Genomic DNA, 17,157 nt, shown 5'->3' with positions numbered 1-17,157 from the left:
GGGCAACGTCAAGAGCCAGCCGGGTTGGGATGATGAACGCGTCCAGCGGGCGAGGCCGCCGGGGCCCCAACGTCCGGCCGAACTGCTTCAACGACCTGGCGGCTCGTCACTGCACACCCGAGAAGTTTTCACGCCTGTGGTGAAGGCTGCGACGACGCTCGACGCACGACAGGTGGTGACTGGGTAGACGTGGATGCGCTGCCGGGAGCCGGGGTGCGGGCACGATTGCGGCGCTGCCCGGTCTGCGCTCTGTGCTGGGGCACCGGTTGCAGCGCGGTGATCAAGTTGGTGGACAGCGCGGCAAGCAGGCTCCCTCTGCTCGCGCCGTAGAAGAACTTCGCGGCGTCCGGCCGGCACAGGCCGACCGCGCGCTGGCCGAGCACCCGGGCGTGGGGGCCACCCCGGACGATGGCCACGTTCGCCGATACCTGCCCCGTGGCCCAGCGTGGTGATCAGGTGGGTTCCGCGGCGACGGCCGTCGTGGTTCCGAGGACCGAGGTCAGCCGCGTGCCGTCGGAGGCACGGGCCGATGTTGTTAACCTGAGCTTCACCTGTCGGATCACCAGGTGCGGAACCACGCGAGGCAGGCAGACGTGCACGACGAACAACCGGCAGAGGTCGTCCCCCGGTCGGTGGCCGAACTTGCCGAAGACCCGGCCTGGACGGTCACCCGCACCGGCACGACCGGGCAATGGCTCACCGCCGAGCGGGGCGTCGAGCGCGGCGGGCACCGGTGCCTCATCGCGCTGACGCCCATCCGGCCCGGCGTCGTCGCCCTCATGCTCTGGTCCGGCGGCGAGGTCGTCGAGCACCTCCGGGGCACCGAAGCCGAGGTGTGCGCGACCGCCCACCGGTGGGCCACGGCCGGGTTGCGGCCGCCGTCCTCCCCGGGCAGTGGGTGAAACCTTTTTGTTCACCTCCGGTTCACCTGGGCGCCGTCTCTTGGGGCATGTATCCCGCAACACCGCCCGACGGAAGGTAAGCGATGAGCACGCTGGACACCATGGCCTCCGAGCAGCTCGACACCCATTTCACGCAGCTCGAGGACCGCTTGGACCGCGACTACGCGGACGTCGCGCGGCCCCGGCTGCACGCGATGGTCGACCGCGAACGCGCCCGGTTCGCCGGCGCCCGGATCCACGTCTTCGTGCCGATCCTGGTCGAACGGCGGGTCCGGGCGGCGCTGGCCACCCCTTGAGATCGCCGCAGGCGCGCCACGAAAAGGTTTCCGGACGGCTTTGTCCGGCACAGCCGTTTTCGCCGGAACAATGGAAACGGCCGCGCCGGGAAATAAATTCCCGGCGCGGCCGCAGGGCCGGAAAACCCTTAGTTGTAGCCCATTTCGTCGGGCGACACGCCGTTGTACCCCATCTCGTCGGGGGCGCCGGCGAGGACCGCGGTCGGTGCCGCGCTCTCGGCAGCGACGGCGGAAGCCGCGGAAGTACCCAGGAAACCCGTCGCGAAGAGCGTCAACGCGACCATGGCGACCGCGCGGTGAACCCGCATCATTCCTCCGGTGGTCAATCGGGCGAAACCGACTTCGGGCCCTGCGGACGCTTCCAGAGCCGGCACAACCGGCGGGCAACGAGCGGTTAAGTCCGCGCCAACACCAGGCGGCGATATTCCGCCGCACGCACAGCGGCGAACGACATCGGAACCGCATGTTTCCCGAATCGGAACAGCGGATTTCCAACCAGCGGGCCGGCCACGCCGAGTACATCTCTTGTTCAGCCGGTGTTCTTCTTCTATTATCGTCCGTGTGCAACCGCTCACGGACGGTGCTGACCTCCTGATCGGCCGGGACGGCGAGCTGTCCCGGCTGGCCGGCTGGGTGCACGACGTGGCGGCGGGCCGCGGCCGGGCCGTCCTGGTCGACGGCGAGCCGGGCATCGGCAAATCCACCCTCGTCCAGGCCGCCTGCGCGGCCGCCGCCCGCGCGGGGTGCCAGGTCTTCCGGGGTGCCGGCGACGAGCTGGGGCAGGCGCTGCCGCTGCTGCCGCTGCTGGACGCGTTGCGCGTCACCGCCGCTTCCCCGCCGGATCCGCGGCGGGACGCCATCGCCGGTCTCCTGCGCGGGGAAACCGCACGGGGCAAGGGAGCGGACCTCGCCACCGCGGCCGCCGAGCAGCTGCTCGGCCTCGTGGACGAGCTCTGCCAGGCCGGCCCGGTGGTGCTGGTCGTCGACGAGCTTCAGTGGGCCGACCGCGCGACGGTGGCGGTGTGGGGCCGGCTGGCTCGCTCGGTCCGGCAGCTGCCGCTGCTCCTGATCGGCGTGCTGCGCCCGATCCCCCGCCGCGACGACCTGCGCGCGCTGCGGCGGATCGTCGGGCCCGCCGAACGGCTGCGGGTCGGCCGGCTCACCGAACCGGCGGTGCTCGAGCTGGTCGCCCGGCTCGCCGGCGGCAAGCCCGGTGACCAGCTGGCCCAGCTGGCCGACGGCGCCGCCGGGAACCCCTTGTACCTCACGGAACTGCTCGACGCGCTCACCAGGAGTTCCTGCCTCGCCGTCGACGACGCGGGAATCGCCGAGCTGACCGGCGGGCCGACCCCGGACTCCCTGCCGGAGGCGATCGCGGACCGGCTCGGCTTCCTGTCGGAGCGGACGCGGACCGTGCTGCGGGCGGCCGCGCTGCTCGGCGTCGGCTTCTCGGTCGCCGACCTGGCGATCGTGGCGGAGGCCGAGCTTCCCCGCTTGCTGCCGGCGCTCGACGAAGCCCGGGCAGCGGGTGTGCTGATGGCGGCGGGTGACGATCTGGCGTTCCGGCACCCGTTGATCCGCACGGCGTTGTACGACGAGATGCCGGCGGGCGTGCGGGCCGTCTGGCACCGGGCCGCCGCACGGGCGCTGGCCGAGGCCGGCGCCCCCGTCGAGCGGGTCGCCCGGCAGCTGCTGCCCACGGTGTCCGCCGGGAACGCCGGCGAACCCGTGCCCGGCTGGGTCGTGGACTGGCTGCCCGGCGCGTCCGCCCCGCTCATCGGTCAGGCACCCGAGGTCGCGGTCACCTTGCTGCGCCACGCGGTCCGGGACGCCCGAAATGGCCACCCCGCGATCGGAGTGCTGAGCTGCCGGCTCGCCGAGGCGCTGTACCGGGTGGGTGACTTCGCCGAGGCCGAGCGCGTCGCGGGCCGCGCCCTGCCCCGGGCCTGCGACCCGGATCTGCTCGTCGACCTGCACACGACCGTGGCCCAGTGCCGCGGGATGACCGGACGATCCGCCGAGTCGCTCGCCACGCTGGAGCAGGCCGTCGCCACACCGGGCCTGCCCGCCCGGCAGCGGGCCCGGTTGCTGGTCCTCACCGCCCGGACCCACCGCGACCTCGGCGAGGTCGACACCGCGGCCCGGGTCGCCACCGCCGCGCTGGCCGAAGCCGGCGACGACCACTGGGCAACCGGCTGGGCGCTGCACGTGCTGAGCCTGGTGGCGATGATGCGCGGCGAGTGGACCGGGGCCCTGCCGCTGTTCGAGCGGGCGATGGCCATCGCACCCGGCGACCCCGCGCTCACCGATCTCGGGCTGCTGCTGCGCATCAACCAGGCCGTCACCTTCGGCGCGCTCGATCGGTACCCCGACGCGCTCGCCGCCGCGGAACGCGCCCGCGAGCTGGCGGACCGCGCCGGCAGCGTGGTCCGACTGGCCCAGTCGCAGAGCGCGCTCGGCCAGCTGCTGCTGGGCAGTGGCCGGTGGGACGACGCCGTGGCCGAGGTCGACGTCGTCCCGGACGACCTCAAGGATCCGAGCGTGGCCTGCTGCGACCACGGCGTGGCCGCGATCATCCACTTCCACCGCGGTGAAACGGCCGCCGCGTACCGGCACCTCGACGCGGCGGCGCCGGCCGCGGAACGGATCGGCGACCGGGTGGTCGAACCCCTCGCCTTGGCACGCGGCCTCGCGTTCGAGCACGCCGGGGAACCCGACCGGGCGCTCGCCGCACTGACCGCCGCGCTGACCGGCGAAGACGGCGGCGAAGACCTGCTCGGCGACACCGTCCGGCTGGCCGTGGAGCTCGGTGAAACCGGCACCCTGGCCCGGATCGAGGCCCGCGTGCGCGCCGTCGCGACCGGATCCGGCGTGCCGCACCGGCGGGCACTGGGCAGCTACTGCCAGGGCTTGACCGGGCACGACGCGGCGACGCTGCTGCGCGCGGCCGACGACTACCGCGACGCGGGCCGTCCGCTCCCCCGCGCGAAGTCGCTGGAAGCCGCCGCCGTCGCCTTCGCCGAAGCCGGGGACCGCGGCTCGGCGCGAGCCGCGTTCACCCGCGCCCTGGACCTCTACGAGAACCTGGACGCGCAGTGGGACGTGGCCCGGTTGCGAGCCCGGTTCCGCACGTTCGGCATCCGGCGTGGCCCGACGGTGAAGCACCGCCAGGCCACGCACGGCTGGGCGAGCCTCACCCCGACCGAGGGGAAGATCGCCGCGCTCGTGGTCGAAGGCCTGTCGAACCCGCAGATCGCGGCCCGGCTGTTCCTGTCCCCGCGCACGGTCGCCACGCACGTCTCGCACATCCTGGCCAAGCTCGGCGTGCACTCCCGCATCGACATCGCCCGGGAGGCGAGCCGCCACTCTGCGTCGGGATGAGGTTCAGCACCGGGAGTTGCGGATCCGGCTCCACATCGGCACGACGAACCACCACAGCGCGAACCAGCCCAGCGCACCGACGGTGAACCACGCGGCGGGCACGGCACCGAGGGTGACGCTGAGGATCAGCAGCAGCGCGGAACCGATGGACAGCATCAGCAAGGTCAGCCCGAACAGCGCGAACCGGCTGGACGCGAGCACCAGTTCCCGCTTGAGCCGCCGCTGGAAAACCAGCCGGTGGAAGGCGGCCGGCGCGATCAGCAACGCGGTGGCCGCCGCGCCGAGAATCGGAGCGCTCACGTACACGCGCCGTTCGAACTCGGTCAGCGTCGCGAAGCGCGGCGTGAAGGCAACGGTCAGCAGGAACGCGAGCAACAGCTGCACCCCCGTCTGCGCCACCCGCACTTCCTGCAGTATCTCGGCGTAGTTCCGGTCCAGCCGCTGGGTCGGCGTCTCGCGGCGCGCCGCGAAGTTCCACTGGTCGTGGGCGTCCGGCAGCTCGGCCGGATGCGGCCGGTCCAGACAGGTCGTCTCGATCCCGTTCACGTTCATGCGGCAACGGTCCCGCGGACGGCGGATCGAGACATCGGTCGATCAACGGATGCCGGAAGGCCGCCGCCGCTGGTTACGCGACTGTCCAGGTGTCTTTGCCGTGGAGGAGGGCTTGTAGGTCGGGGGTGTGGGTGGTGCGGGCTTGTTCGACCTGGGCGCGTGCTCCGTCGTCGTAGGTGGGGCGCTCGACTTGGCGGAGGATGCCGGTGGGGACGTGGTTGAGGTTTTGGTCGCCGAGGCGTGAGAGGGCGAAGGCGTAGGTGGTGTCGGTGATGGAGGGGTCGTGCACGATCACGTTGTCTTCGCCGATGTCGGCGATTTTGGCGATGTCCAGGCCGCCCCAGTCGCTGCGTGTGATGCCGAATTCCTGGTTGGGGCCGAAGCGGATCGGTTGGCCGGGGTGTAGGGGGATGAGGCGGGTGGCGGCTTCGTCGGCGTCTTTGAGGACGTCGAAGGCGCCGTCGTTGAAGATGGGGCAGTTCTGGTAGATCTCGACCAGTGCCGAGCCGCGGTGCTGGGCGGCGGCTTGCAGGACTTCGGTGAGGCCTTTGCGGTCGGAGTCCAGGGCGCGGCCGACGAAGGAGGCTTCGGCGCCGATGGCCAGCGACAGGGGGTTGAACGGGGTGTCCACTGAGCCCATCGGGGTGGACTTGGTGACCATGCCCTGCCCGGAGGTCGGGGAGTACTGGCCCTTGGTCAGGCCGTAGATGCGGTTGTTGAACAGCAGGATCTTGATGTTGACGTTGCGGCGCAGCGCGTGGATGAGGTGGTTGCCGCCGATGGACAGTGCGTCGCCGTCGCCGGTGACCACCCACACCGACAGGTCGGGGCGCGTGGTCGCCAGGCCGGTGGCGATGGCGGGGGCGCGGCCGTGGATGGAGTGCATGCCGTAGGTGTTGAGGTAGTACGGGAAGCGTGAGGAGCAGCCGATCCCGGAGATGAACACGATGTTCTCGCGTTTGAGCCCGAGGGTGGGCAGGAACGACTGGACCGCGTTGAGCACGACGTAGTCGCCGCAGCCGGGGCACCAGCGGACTTCCTGGTCGGATTTGTAGTCCTTGGCCTTCTGCGGCTGGTCGGTGGTGGGCACGAGGTCCAGGCCACCGAGCGTGGGTGTCCCCAGGTCGATCGCGGTCACTTCGCCGCCTCCGTAACGCTGGTGATGATCTCGGAAAAGACGTTCTGCAGTTCTTCGGCCTTGAACGCCATCCCGGCGACCTTGGTGTGGGAGTGGACGTCCACCAGGTATTTCGCCCGCAGCAGCAGCGCGAGCTGGCCGAGGTTCATCTCCGGCACCACGACCTTGTCGTAGGAGCGCAGGATGTCCCCGAGGTTGCCCGGCAGCGGGTTGAGGTGCCGCAGGTGCGCCTGCGCGATCGGCATGCCGAGCTTGCGCACCCGCCGGCACGCCGCCCCGATCGGCCCGAACGAGCTGCCCCAGCCCAGCGCCAGGACGCGGGCTTTGCCGCCGGAGGGGTCGTCGACGAGCAGGTCGGGCACGTCGATGCCGTCGATCTTGGCCTGCCGCAACCGGACCATCGTGTCGTGGTTGGCCGGGTCGTAGGAGATGTGGCCGGTCTTGTCGGCCTTCTCCAGCCCGCCGATGCGATGCTGCAACCCCGGCGTCCCCGGCACCGCCCAGGCCCGGGCGAGGGTCTCGGGGTCACGCACGTAGGGCCAGAACTCGCCGGAGTCGTTGTCGGCGTTGGGTTCGGACGCGAACTGCACCCGCAGGTCCGGCAGCGTGTCCACGTCCGGGATCAGCCACGGCTCCGACCCGTTGGCGATCGCCCCGTCCGAGAGCAGCAGCACCGGGGTGCGGTAGGTCAACGCGATCCGGGTCGCCTCGATCGCCGCGTCGAAACAATCCGCCGGCGACAGCGGGGCGACGATCGGGACCGGGGACTCGCCGTTGCGGCCGAACATCGCCTGCAGCAGGTCGGCCTGCTCGGTCTTGGTCGGCAACCCCGTCGACGGGCCACCGCGCTGCACGTCGATCACCACCAGCGGCAGCTCGACCATCACCCCCAGCCCGATCGTCTCGGACTTCAACGCGACCCCCGGACCGGAGGTCGAGGTCACCCCCAGCGCGCCACCGTAGGAGGCGCCCAGCGCGGCACCGATACCGGCGATCTCGTCCTCGGCCTGGAAGGTGATGATCCCGAAGTTCTTGTGCCTGGACAGCTCGTGCAGGATGTCCGAGGCCGGAGTGATCGGATACGTGCCGAGCAGGATCTGCAGGCCCGAGCGCTGCCCCGCCGCGACGATCCCGTACGCGAGCGCGGTGTTGCCGGTGATCTGCCGATACGTCCCCGGCGCCAGCTTCGCCGGCGCGACCTCGAACGTCGTCGCGAACGACTCCGTCGTCTCCCCGTAATTCCAGCCCGCCCGGAAAGCCAGGATGTTCGCCTCGGCGATCTCCGGCTTCTTCGCGAACTTCTCCCGCAAAAACCGCTCGGTGCCCTCGGTCGGCCGGTGATACATCCACGACAACAACCCGAGCGCGAACATGTTCTTGCACCGCTCGGCGTCCTTCTTGCCCAAACCGGTCTCGGCCAACGCACCCTGCGTCAACGTCGACATCGCCACCCGATGCACCTGATACGCCGAGAGCGTGTCGTCCTCCAACGGGTCGGTCGCGTAGCCGACCTTGGTCAGGTTCCGCTTGACGAACTCATCGGTGTTGAGAATGATCGTCCCACCCTGCGGGACATCGCCCAGGTTCGCCTTCAACGCGGCCGGGTTCATCGCCACCAGCACATCGGGGCGGTCGCCCGGGGTGAGGATGTCGTAATCGGCGAAGTGCACCTGGAAGCTCGAGACGCCGGGAATGGTGCCCTGCGGCGCGCGGATCTCCGCCGGGAAATTCGGCATCGTCGACAGGTCGTTACCGAACGCGGCGGCCTCCGAGGTGAACCGGTCACCGGTCAGCTGCATGCCGTCACCCGAATCACCCGCGAACCGGATGACCATGCGGCTGACGACTACCATCAGTCCCCCTTGACTTCGATGGCCAGCGCCGGGCAGAGGAACGCCGCCTCCCGGACCGCCTCCTGCTGGTCCGCGGCGGGCCGTTCGGTCAGGACCTCGACCAGGCCGTCGTCGTTCTGGGTGAACACCTCGGGTGCGGTGAACGCGCACCGGCCCGAAGTGACGCATCGCTCCTGCTCAATGGCCACGCGCATGGCCTGCTCCCTTCAGTCGCCGACGGTGCCGTCGACGAGTTCCCGGATCACGTCGGCGTGTCCGTTGTGCCGGGCGGTTTCCTCGATCATGTGGATCAGGATCCAGCGCAGGTCGACCTTCCCGCGCCGCTCGTCCGGAACCGCGATGTCGAGCGATTCCGCGGCGGCGACGATCTCGCGGCTGCGCTCGCACATCCGCAGATACGTGCCGACGATTTCGTCCGTCGTCTCTTCCGGGCCGACGCGGAACGATTCGTCCTCGTCATCGGATTCGCCGAACACCACCGGCTCGTCGATCCCGGCGAACCCCAGCGCGAACCAGCCCTGCTCGACCTGGGCCAGGTGCCGGACGATGCCGAGCAGCGACAGCCCCGTCGGGAGGACGGCCCGGCGCAGTGGCTCGTCGGCCAGGCCGTCCAGTTTCGTCAGCAGCGTGGCGCGGTGCCAGGCGAGCCACGCCGTGAGCGCCTCGCGTTCGCCCGCGACGCCGGGCGCGCCGACGCGGCGCACCGGGTTCCGGAAGGTCATGCCCGCTCCCCCGCGGCCAGCAGCGCCAGCACTTCCTCGTCGGTCATCTCCGCGACCCGCAGCGCGGTCTCGGCGACGGCGGCCACGTCGATCCCGGCACCGAGCTCGCGCACCGCGTCGGCCTGACGCGCCACGGTCGGCGCGTCGAACACCGTGCGCAGCGGCACGTCGACCCGGAGGTTCTCGCGCAGCAGCGAGACGACCTGGGTGGCGTGCAGCGACTGGCCGCCCAGCTCGAAGAAGTGGTCGTGCACGCCGATCGTGTCGACGGCCAGCACGTCGTGCCAGACCCCGCAGATGAACTCCTCGACCGGGTCGCGCGGCGCGACGAACTCGACGCCGAGCGACGGCCGCTCGGTTCCGGCGTCGGGCAGCGCCTTCCGGTCGACTTTCCCGTTGGGCGACAACGGCAACGCCGCCAGCGGCACGAACACCGCGGGCACCATGTAGTCCGGCAGGGTCCGCTCGAGGTGTGCGCGCAGTTCCGCGACCGGCGGCTCTCCGGCGCCGGCCGGGACGTAGTAGGCGACCAGCCGCTTCTCCGGCCCGGCCGGATCCGGCGCGGCCACCACGACCGATTCCGCGATCGCCGGGTGGCGGTCCAGGACGACCCCGACCTCGCCGAGCTCGATCCGGAATCCGCGGATCTTGACCTGGTGGTCGATGCGGCCGAGCAGCTCGACCTGGCCGTCCTCGCGATACCGCGCGAGGTCACCGGAGGCGTAGAGCCGCGAACCGTCCCCGGCGTACGGGTCGGGGAGGAACCGCTCGGCGGTCAGGGCCGGCCGGCCGAGATACCCGCGGGCGATCCCGGTGCCGCCGTGGTAGAGCTGCCCGGGCACGCCGACCGGAACCAGCCGCAGCCGGTCGTCGAGGATCAGCGCCCGCGTGTTCGGCAGCGGCCTGCCGTACGGAATGGACGTCCACTGTGGATCGACGACGTCCACGGGCGCGCCGATCGAGTAGATCGTGGTCTCCGTCGGGCCGCCGTAGTTGAGCATCGTCAGCCCGGGGAACACGCCCGCGGCCCGGCCGGGCACGCCCAGCGGCAGCACGTCGCCGGCGACCACCGCGAGCCGCAGCGGGTGGGTCGCCGCCTCGCGTTCCAGCTCGCCGACCAGCGCGTCGAGCAACGCCGGCGCCGAGCCCCAGACGGTGAGCCCGAAGGCGGTCAGCAGCTCCCGCCAGTGCGCCGGGTCGGTGGCGCGCCCGGCGTCGGGCAGGACGACGGCCGCGCCGGAGGTCAGCGCGCCGAACAGCTCGAAGACCGAGAGGTCGAAGCTGATCGGCGAGACGTTCGCCATCCGGTCGCCCGGACCGATCCCGTGGGCCGCGGTCAGGTGCGCCAGCGTGTTCACCACGCCCGCGTGGTGCACCGCGACCCCCTTGGGCCGCCCGGTCGACCCGGACGTGTAGATGACGTAGGCCGGATCCCCGGGCCGGGTCACGGAGGCGACGGCGGCCGCGGAACCCGTGATCTCGCTCAGCGGCAGGACGGGCGTGCCCTCGGGCAGCGTGACGGACGTGTCGTCGGTGAGCACGACGAGCGGGCGCGCGTCGGTGATCATGTACTCCAGGCGGTCGGCGGGGTAGCCAGGGTCGAGCGGCAGGTAGGCGCCGCCCGCCTTGAGCACGCCGAGCAGCGCCGCGACCATCGCCGGGGACCGGGTGGCGCACACGCCGACCAGGACGTCGCGGCCGACGCCGAGTTCGCGCAGCCGGGCGGCCACGGCGTCGGCCCGGGCGTCGAGCTCGCGGTAGCTGAGCCTGCCGCCGGACCAGAGCACGGCGTCCGCGTCCGGAGTGCGTCCGGCCTGCCGCTCGACCAGTTCGTGCAGGCAGCCGTCCGGGCCGGGCGCCGCGGTGTCGTTCCACGCCACGACCGCGCGTTCTTCCTCGGCGGCGGTCAGCAGCGGCAGCCGGGACAGGCGGGTGTCCGGGTCGTCCAGCGCCGCGGACAGCAGGACGGTCAGGTGGTCCCACAGCCGTCCGATCGTGGCGGCCTCGAACAGGTCGGTGCTGTACTCGACGAACCCTTCGAACCGTTCGCCGTCGTGCCACAGCTGCAGATCCAGGTCCAGCTGCGAGGCACCGCGCGACACGTGCACCGGCGTCACGCTCAAGCCCGCGAGTTCCGGCGTCGGCAGCGGCGCGTTTTGCAGCACGAACATCGCCTGCACCACCGGGTTGTAGCTCAGGTCGCGCGGCACGCGCAGCTGCTCGACGAGCTTCGGGAACGGCAGGTCGCGGTGCTGCACGCCGTCGAGGGTGACCTCGCGGACCCGATCGACCAGCTCGCCGAAGCTCGGGTCGCCCGCCAGCGACGTCCGCAGCGGCACGGTGTTGACGAAGCAGCCGATCAGGTCCTCGGTGTCGGCCTCCCGCGTCGAAACCGGGGTGCCGACGACGATGTCCTCACCGCCGGTGTGCCGGGCCAGGACCGCCTGGAACGCCGCGAGCAGCACCATGAACGGGCTCGCGCCGCGCCGCTGGGCCAGCTCCGCGACCTTCGCCGACGTCGCGGCCGGCAGCGTGACCGGCAGGATGTCGCCGCGGAAGCTCAGCACGGCCGGGCGCGGCCGGTCGGCCGGGATCTCCAGCAGTCCCGGCGCGCCCGCGAGCCGCTCCCGCCAATGGGCGGCCAGGGTCTCGACCGCGGCGTCGGTGAGCTGCTCGTGCTGCCACACCGCGAAGTCGCCGTACTGCAGGGGGAGTTCGTCCGCCGCCACGGGTTCTCCGCCGGTCTCGGCCGCGTAGGCCGCGGACAGCTCGGCGATCAGCAGGCCCAGCGACCACATGTCGGCGGCCAGGTGGTGCACGGTGATCAGCAGGACCTGCTCGTCGCCGGCCAGCCGGAAGGACGTCGCCCGCAGCAGCGGCGCCGCGGCGAGGTCGAACGGCCGCGCGGCCTCGGCCTCGAGCCGCGCGTCCAGGTCTTCCGGCGTCGCGCTCAGGTCGACCTCCGCCACGGTGATCTCCACGGCGTCCGCGACGAGCTGGACGGCCTGGTTTTCGACCTCCGCGAACGACGTGCGCAGGATTTCGTGCCGCGCGGCCACCGCGGACAGCGCCCGGCCCAGCGCGGCGCGGTCGAGCGTGCCGAGCAGCCGCAGCGCGACGGGGATGTGGTAGGCCGCCGTGCCCGGGACGAGCTGTTCCAGGACCCACAGCGCTTCCTGCGCGGGGCTCACCGGGAAGATGGCGGACGGCTGTGCTGGCATCATGCTCTCCCATTCGATTCGGCGCGGGTGCGGCGCAGGCCGTCCGGCAGGCTCAGCCGGTCACCGGAAGTGCTGCCGGCGGCGTAGCGGGCCCGGTCGGCGCGGCCGATCCGCCGGGCCGGTGCCGCGGTCGCGCCGGCGGCCACCGCGTCGTCGACCAGCCGGGCGATCCTGGCGACCGTGATCTCCTCGGTGAACAGTTCCCGCAACGGGATTTCCACCGCGAACACGTCCCGGATGCGCAGGGCCAGCCGCGCCACCATCAGCGAATGCCCGCCGAGCGCGAGCAGGTCGTCGTGCGCGCCGACGCGGGGTGCCTTGAGCATGCCGCCGATCAGCTCGGCCAGGCGGCGTTCGCTCTCGGTCGACGGCTCGGCGTACTCCCCCGCGTCCCGGCCCGGGTCCGGCAGCGCGGCCCGGTCGATCTTGCCGTTGGCGGTCAGCGGGAACTCGGCGAGCGGCACGAACCGGGCCGGGATCATGTAGCCGGGCAGGCGCACGCCCAGCCGGGCACGCAGGGCCGGGACGTCCACTTCGGACAGTGTGCCGGCGAGGTAGGCGACCAGCCGGCGCTGCCCCGCAGCGTCGTCGCCGGTGACCACGACCGCCTGGCGCACGCCGGGGATCTCCTCCAGCGCCGCCTCGACCTCGCCCGCCTCGATGCGGTGGCCGCGGATCTTGATCTGGTGATCGGTGCGGCCGAGGTAGTCGAGCGAGCCGTCGGCGTTGCGCCGGGCCAGGTCGCCCGAGCGGTAGAGCCGCGCGCCGGGTCTGGACGGGTGCGGCACGAACCGTTCCGCCGTCAGCGCGGGCCGGTTGAGGTAGCCGCGCGCCACGCCCATGCCGCCGACGTACAGTTCCCCGGTGACGCCGATCCCGGCCGGCTCGCCGTGCTCGTCGAGCAGGTGCAGCTCGGTGCCCGCCATCGGCAGCCCGAGCGGCGGCGGGCCGGCGGCGTCTTCGGCGACCGGCCCGTCGCTCAGCAGCACGGTCACCTCGGTGATGCCGTAGGTGTTGGACAGCCGCACCTTGCCGTTGCCGTGCGCCCACCAGTCCGTCAGCTGCGCGGCCTCGAGCTTCTCGCCGCCGAACACGACGTGCCGCAGGTCCACTTCGGACAGCCGAGCAGGCGCGGCCCCGGTGAGCAGCGCGAACACCGCGGGAGTCTGGCTGAGGACGGTCACGCGGTGCCGCCGGACCAGCTTCCAGAACGCCTCCGGGTCACGGGCCGCGTCCGGCCCGACCACGACGACCGTGCCGCCGCGGGCCAGCGCGCCCCAGGTCTCCCAGACGGAGAAGTCGAACGCGGTCGAGTGGAACAGCGTCCACCGCTCGTGGTCACCGAACCCGAACACCGGCATCCCGGCGATCAGGTTGGCCAGCGAGCCGTGCTCGACGAGCACGCCCTTCGGCCGTCCGGTCGAGCCGGACGTGTAGATCACGTAGGCGAGCCGGCGCGGGTCGACGGGACCGGCGTCGAACCGCTCGGGCAGCTGCTCCAGGTCCTCCGTGTCGAGGTCGATCACCGCACCGTCGAACTCCGGCGCGGCGGCGCGGGTGATCAGCAGCTCGGCGCCGCTGTCGGCGAGGACGTAGGACACCCGCTCGGCCGGGTGGGCCGGGTCGAGCGGCAGGTAGGCCGCGCCCGCCTTGAACACCGCGAGCACGGACACGAGCCATTCCGCGCAACGCGGCAGGAAGATCGCGACCAGCCGCTCGGGACCGGCGCCCGCGGCGCGCAGCCGGTGGGCAAGACGGTTGGCGCGCGTTTCGAGTTCGGCGTAGGTCAGCTCGCCGCCGTCCCACGACACCGCGATGTCGTGCGGAGCCGCGGTCGCGTGCTCGGCGAACAGCTCGTGCGCGGCTTTCGACGCACCGGGCTCGGCGCCGTAGGTCAACTCGCGCGGCAGGACCACGGCCGGCTCGTCCACCGTGGACGTCCCGGTCGCGAACGCCGCCAGGGTCGCCCGGAACCGCGCGGCGAGCCGTTCCGCGGTGGACGTGTCGTAGCGATCGGCGTCGAATTCGAGGATGCCGCCGAGTCCGGCGCCCACGCGGCCGACGGTGAGCAGCAGATCGAACTGCGCCGCGTCGTGGCGCAGCGGGACCGGGGACAGTTCCAGGTCGGCGAACGGCAGGCGGCCCTCGCCACGGCCGAGCGCCAGCGCGCCGAGCGGGCCGGGCTGATAGGTGAACACAGCCTGGAAGAACGGCGTCGTGCCGGGGTCGCGCTCGGGCCGGAGGCGCTCGACGAGCGTCGCGAACGGCAGCCCGGCGTGGCGCCGGGCCTCGGTCGTGGTCCGGTGCGTCTGCCGCAGGATGTCGGCGAGCGGCTGCTCCGGGCGGAAGCGGCCGCGCAGCGGCAGCATGTTCACGAAGTAGCCGATGACGTCCGCCGCGCCCGGCTCGTCGCGGCCGTGCACCGGTGACCCGACGACGACGTCGGACACTCCGGCGTCGCGGCTCAGCGTGAGCTGGTACGCGGCGAGCAGCACGTCGTACAACGTCACCTGGTGCTCCCGCGCGAGGTTCTCGAGCCGCGCGAGCACTTCGGCGCCGACGGTCAGCTCGTGCCGGTCCCCGCGCGGACGATCGGCCCGCCGTGGCCGCGCGCCCGGCAGGTCGAGCCGCGCCGGCGCGCCGGACAGCTGGTCGCGCCAGAATCGGGCCAGCGCCTCGGTTTCCGCCTCGGACGGCGAGGCCGGTTGCCTGCCGCGGACGGGGAGTGGCCGCAGGTCGCGGTAGAGCGTTTCCAGCTCGCGCAGCAGGATTTCCGTCGACCAGAGGTCGGCGACGAGATGGTGCGCGGCGAGGACGAGCCAGTGCTCGTCCGGACCGCGGCTGACGACGCCGACCCGCAACAGCGGCCCGTCGGCGACGTCGAAGGGCCGGTAGGCGATCCGGCTCAGCTCGTCCACTTCGGACACCTGGTGGTGCTCGAATCCCGGGTCCAGTTTCGCGTGTACTCGCCGCACCGGCTCGCCCGCCACGACCGGGAACGTGGTGCGCAGCGACGCCTGGCTCTCGCTGAGCGCGCTCAGCGCCCGCTCCAGCGCGGTGACGTCGAGGTTCCCGCGGACCCGGACGGCCGCGCCGACGATGTGCGCCGGGTTGCCCGGATCGAGTTGCCCGACGAACCACAGCGACTGCTGGCCGGCGGACAGCGGATGGTCGCCCGCCGGCTCGGCGGCCGCCGCCTCGGCGGGCCGTGGCCCGGCGGGTGCCGCGGCGATCTCCTCGATGGTGGTGTCCAGGAGGTCCTCGGCGTCGATCTGCACGCCACGCGCCGTGTGCAGCCAGTGGGCCAGCCGGACGCTGTCCACCGAGTCCAGGCCGAGTTCCAGCAGCGGAGCGCCGGTCGTGAGCTCGCCCGGTGCCCGGCCGAGCAGCGAGGCGATGCCCGCGCACAGCCGCGCGGCGGCCGAAGTGGCCGCCTCCGCGCCGGCTTGCGCGGTCCCGGCGGCCAGCACCGCCAGTTCGCCGTCGAGGAAGGCGGCCCGGCAGGCCTGCCGCCGGACCTTCCCGCTGGACGTCCGCGGGAGCGTGCCGGACCGGATGAGCACCACGGCGTGCGGCTGCACTTCGTGTGCGGCCGCGACCGCGGCTCGCGCCGCCGCCGTGACCGCCGAAAGGTCGTCGTGGCGGTGTTCGCGGCCCACCTCGTGCACCACGACGAGCCGCTCGGCGCCGTCGGCGGTGACGCCGAAGGCCGCGCCGCCGCCACGGACCAGCGCGGGGTGACTCGCCTCGACGGTGCGTTCGATGTCCTGCGGGTAGTGGTTGCGGCCGCGGATGATCAGCAGGTCCTTGGCCCGGCCGGTGACGTACAGCTCGCCGCCGTCGAGGTAGCCGAGGTCACCGGTGCGCAGGAACGGTGTGCCGTCGCCGGTCAGCCGCGCGCGGAAGGTCGATTCGGTCTGCTCGGGCCGGTTCCAGTAGCCGGCGGCCACGCTCGGGCCGGTGAACCAGATCTCGCCGACCGTCCCGTCCGGACACGGCGTGGCCGTCGCCGGATCGACGATCTCGAGCCGGTGACCCGCCGCCACCGGACGCCCGGACCCGACCACTGCGGCCGCACCGCGGGTGTCGACCACCACGCCGGTGCCCGCCGGTTTCGCCGAGACCATCAGCGTGGCTTCGGCCAGGCCGTAGCACGGTGTCATGGCGCGTGCGTCGAACCCGGTGTCCGCGAAGGACTCCGCGAAGGCCCGGATCGTGTCCTCGCGCAACGGTTCCGCGCCGTTGAACGCGACCCGCCAGCCGCTCAGGTCGAGCGTCTCCCGCTGCTCGGCGGTGATCCGGTCGGTGCACAGGTCGTAGCCGAAGTTCGGCCCGCCCGACGCGGTCGCCCGGTAGTCGCTGATCGCGCGCAGCCAGCGGATCGGCTCGCGCACGAACGACGCCGGCGACAGCGTCACGCACGACCCTCCGCAGTGGACGGTGCCGAGCAGTGAACCGATGAGGCCCATGTCGTGGTACATCGGCAGCCAGGAGACCACCGTCGTGTCCCCCGACGTGCCGAAGGACTCCGCGGTCAGCGCCGCGTTCGCGAGCAGGTTGCCGTGCGTCAGCACGACACCCTTCGGCTCGCCCGTGCTTCCCGAGGTGTACTGCAGGAAAGCCACGGAACTCGCGTCGACGGTGTCGTCGCACCACTGGCCTTCGCCGGGCTCGTCGGTGCGGATCAGCTCGATGCCGATCGGGCCGAGCCGTTCGAGCAGCCTGCCGTCGGTCAGCGCCGCCCGCGCGCCGCTGTCGGCGACGATGCCCGCGATCCGCTCGGCCGACGCCGCCCGCCGGTTGGGCGGGTAGGCCGGCACGGCGACGCAGCCGGCGTACAGGCAGCCGAAGAAGGCGACGACGTAGTCGAGCCCGGACGGGTACAGCAGCAGCACCGGTTCGCCGGCGTGACCGCGCTCGGCCAGCAGCGCGGCCACGTCGCGGGCGCGGCGGTCGAGTTCGCCGTAGCCCAGCGAAAGGGGCGGGGCGGCCGGGTCGTCCGGCAGGTGCGTGAACGCGGTCTTCGCCGGCTGCCGCCGGGCGTGCCGCGCGAGGACCGCGTTCCAGCTGTCCGGGCTCATGGTTCGATTCG

Annotated in this window: 11 protein-coding genes; 3 read left to right on the top strand and 8 right to left on the bottom strand. The window is 72.4% G+C overall.

Annotation, left to right across the window (positions count from 1 at the left end):
* Nucleotides 1-593: 593 nt before the first annotated feature.
* Both BT341_RS17545 and BT341_RS17540 read left to right on the top strand, forming a co-directional pair.
* The gene (locus BT341_RS17545; RefSeq protein WP_072477327.1) at nucleotides 594-902 is read left to right on the top strand and encodes a hypothetical protein; all 309 of its coding nucleotides are present in this window, start codon (nucleotides 594-596) and stop codon (nucleotides 900-902) included.
* 83 nt (nucleotides 903-985) lie between these two features.
* Nucleotides 986-1,198 (top strand): three-helix bundle dimerization domain-containing protein, encoded by a 213-nt coding sequence (locus BT341_RS17540; protein ID WP_072477326.1) that lies wholly within the window; start codon nucleotides 986-988, stop codon nucleotides 1,196-1,198.
* Between the two features lie 128 nt (nucleotides 1,199-1,326).
* Here BT341_RS17540 and BT341_RS17535 read toward each other — a convergent pair whose 3' ends face one another.
* Nucleotides 1,327-1,506, bottom strand: coding sequence for a hypothetical protein (locus BT341_RS17535; RefSeq protein WP_245805003.1), 180 nt, complete (start codon nucleotides 1,504-1,506; stop codon nucleotides 1,327-1,329).
* A gap of 253 nt (nucleotides 1,507-1,759) precedes the next feature.
* On the opposite strand from BT341_RS17535, the gene BT341_RS47300 reads away from it, so the two are divergent.
* Nucleotides 1,760-4,579 (top strand): helix-turn-helix transcriptional regulator, encoded by a 2,820-nt coding sequence (locus BT341_RS47300; protein ID WP_072477324.1) that lies wholly within the window; start codon nucleotides 1,760-1,762, stop codon nucleotides 4,577-4,579.
* A 3-nt stretch (nucleotides 4,580-4,582) separates the two neighbouring features.
* Here BT341_RS47300 and BT341_RS17525 read toward each other — a convergent pair whose 3' ends face one another.
* The 7 genes from BT341_RS17525 to BT341_RS17495 form a co-directional block, all read right to left on the bottom strand.
* Nucleotides 4,583-5,131: a DUF6328 family protein gene (locus tag BT341_RS17525; RefSeq protein ID WP_072477323.1), complete on the bottom strand. Its 549-nt coding sequence runs from the start codon at nucleotides 5,129-5,131 to the stop codon at nucleotides 4,583-4,585.
* Between the two features lie 73 nt (nucleotides 5,132-5,204).
* Nucleotides 5,205-6,269 carry a 2-oxoacid:ferredoxin oxidoreductase subunit beta gene (locus BT341_RS17520; RefSeq protein ID WP_072477322.1) on the bottom strand — a complete coding sequence of 355 codons (1,065 nt, stop codon included), beginning with the start codon at nucleotides 6,267-6,269 and terminating at the stop codon, nucleotides 5,205-5,207.
* Nucleotides 6,266-8,122 (bottom strand): 2-oxoacid:acceptor oxidoreductase subunit alpha, encoded by a 1,857-nt coding sequence (locus BT341_RS17515; RefSeq protein WP_245805002.1) that lies wholly within the window; start codon nucleotides 8,120-8,122, stop codon nucleotides 6,266-6,268. The genes BT341_RS17520 and BT341_RS17515 overlap by 4 nt, the downstream gene beginning before the upstream one ends.
* Nucleotides 8,122-8,316, bottom strand: coding sequence for a ferredoxin (locus BT341_RS17510; RefSeq protein ID WP_072482016.1), 195 nt, complete (start codon nucleotides 8,314-8,316; stop codon nucleotides 8,122-8,124). The genes BT341_RS17515 and BT341_RS17510 overlap by 1 nt, the downstream gene beginning before the upstream one ends.
* 12 nt (nucleotides 8,317-8,328) lie before the next feature.
* A complete protein-coding gene (locus tag BT341_RS17505; protein WP_072477321.1) occupies nucleotides 8,329-8,844 on the bottom strand; it encodes a DinB family protein in 516 nt (171 codons plus the stop codon).
* Nucleotides 8,841-12,065, bottom strand: coding sequence for a non-ribosomal peptide synthetase (locus tag BT341_RS17500; RefSeq protein WP_177328830.1), 3,225 nt, complete (start codon nucleotides 12,063-12,065; stop codon nucleotides 8,841-8,843). The genes BT341_RS17505 and BT341_RS17500 overlap by 4 nt, the downstream gene beginning before the upstream one ends.
* A complete protein-coding gene (locus BT341_RS17495; RefSeq protein ID WP_072477319.1) occupies nucleotides 12,065-17,146 on the bottom strand; it encodes a non-ribosomal peptide synthetase in 5,082 nt (1,693 codons plus the stop codon). Before BT341_RS17495 ends, BT341_RS17500 begins: the two co-directional genes overlap by 1 nt.
* Nucleotides 17,147-17,157: the final 11 nt, after the last annotated feature.

It is taken from the genome of Amycolatopsis australiensis (assembly GCF_900119165.1).
Lineage (GTDB): Bacteria > Actinomycetota > Actinomycetes > Mycobacteriales > Pseudonocardiaceae > Amycolatopsis > Amycolatopsis australiensis.
Note: the sequence above shows the minus strand (reverse complement) of the source record. Positions and strands in the feature narration are given on the sequence as shown.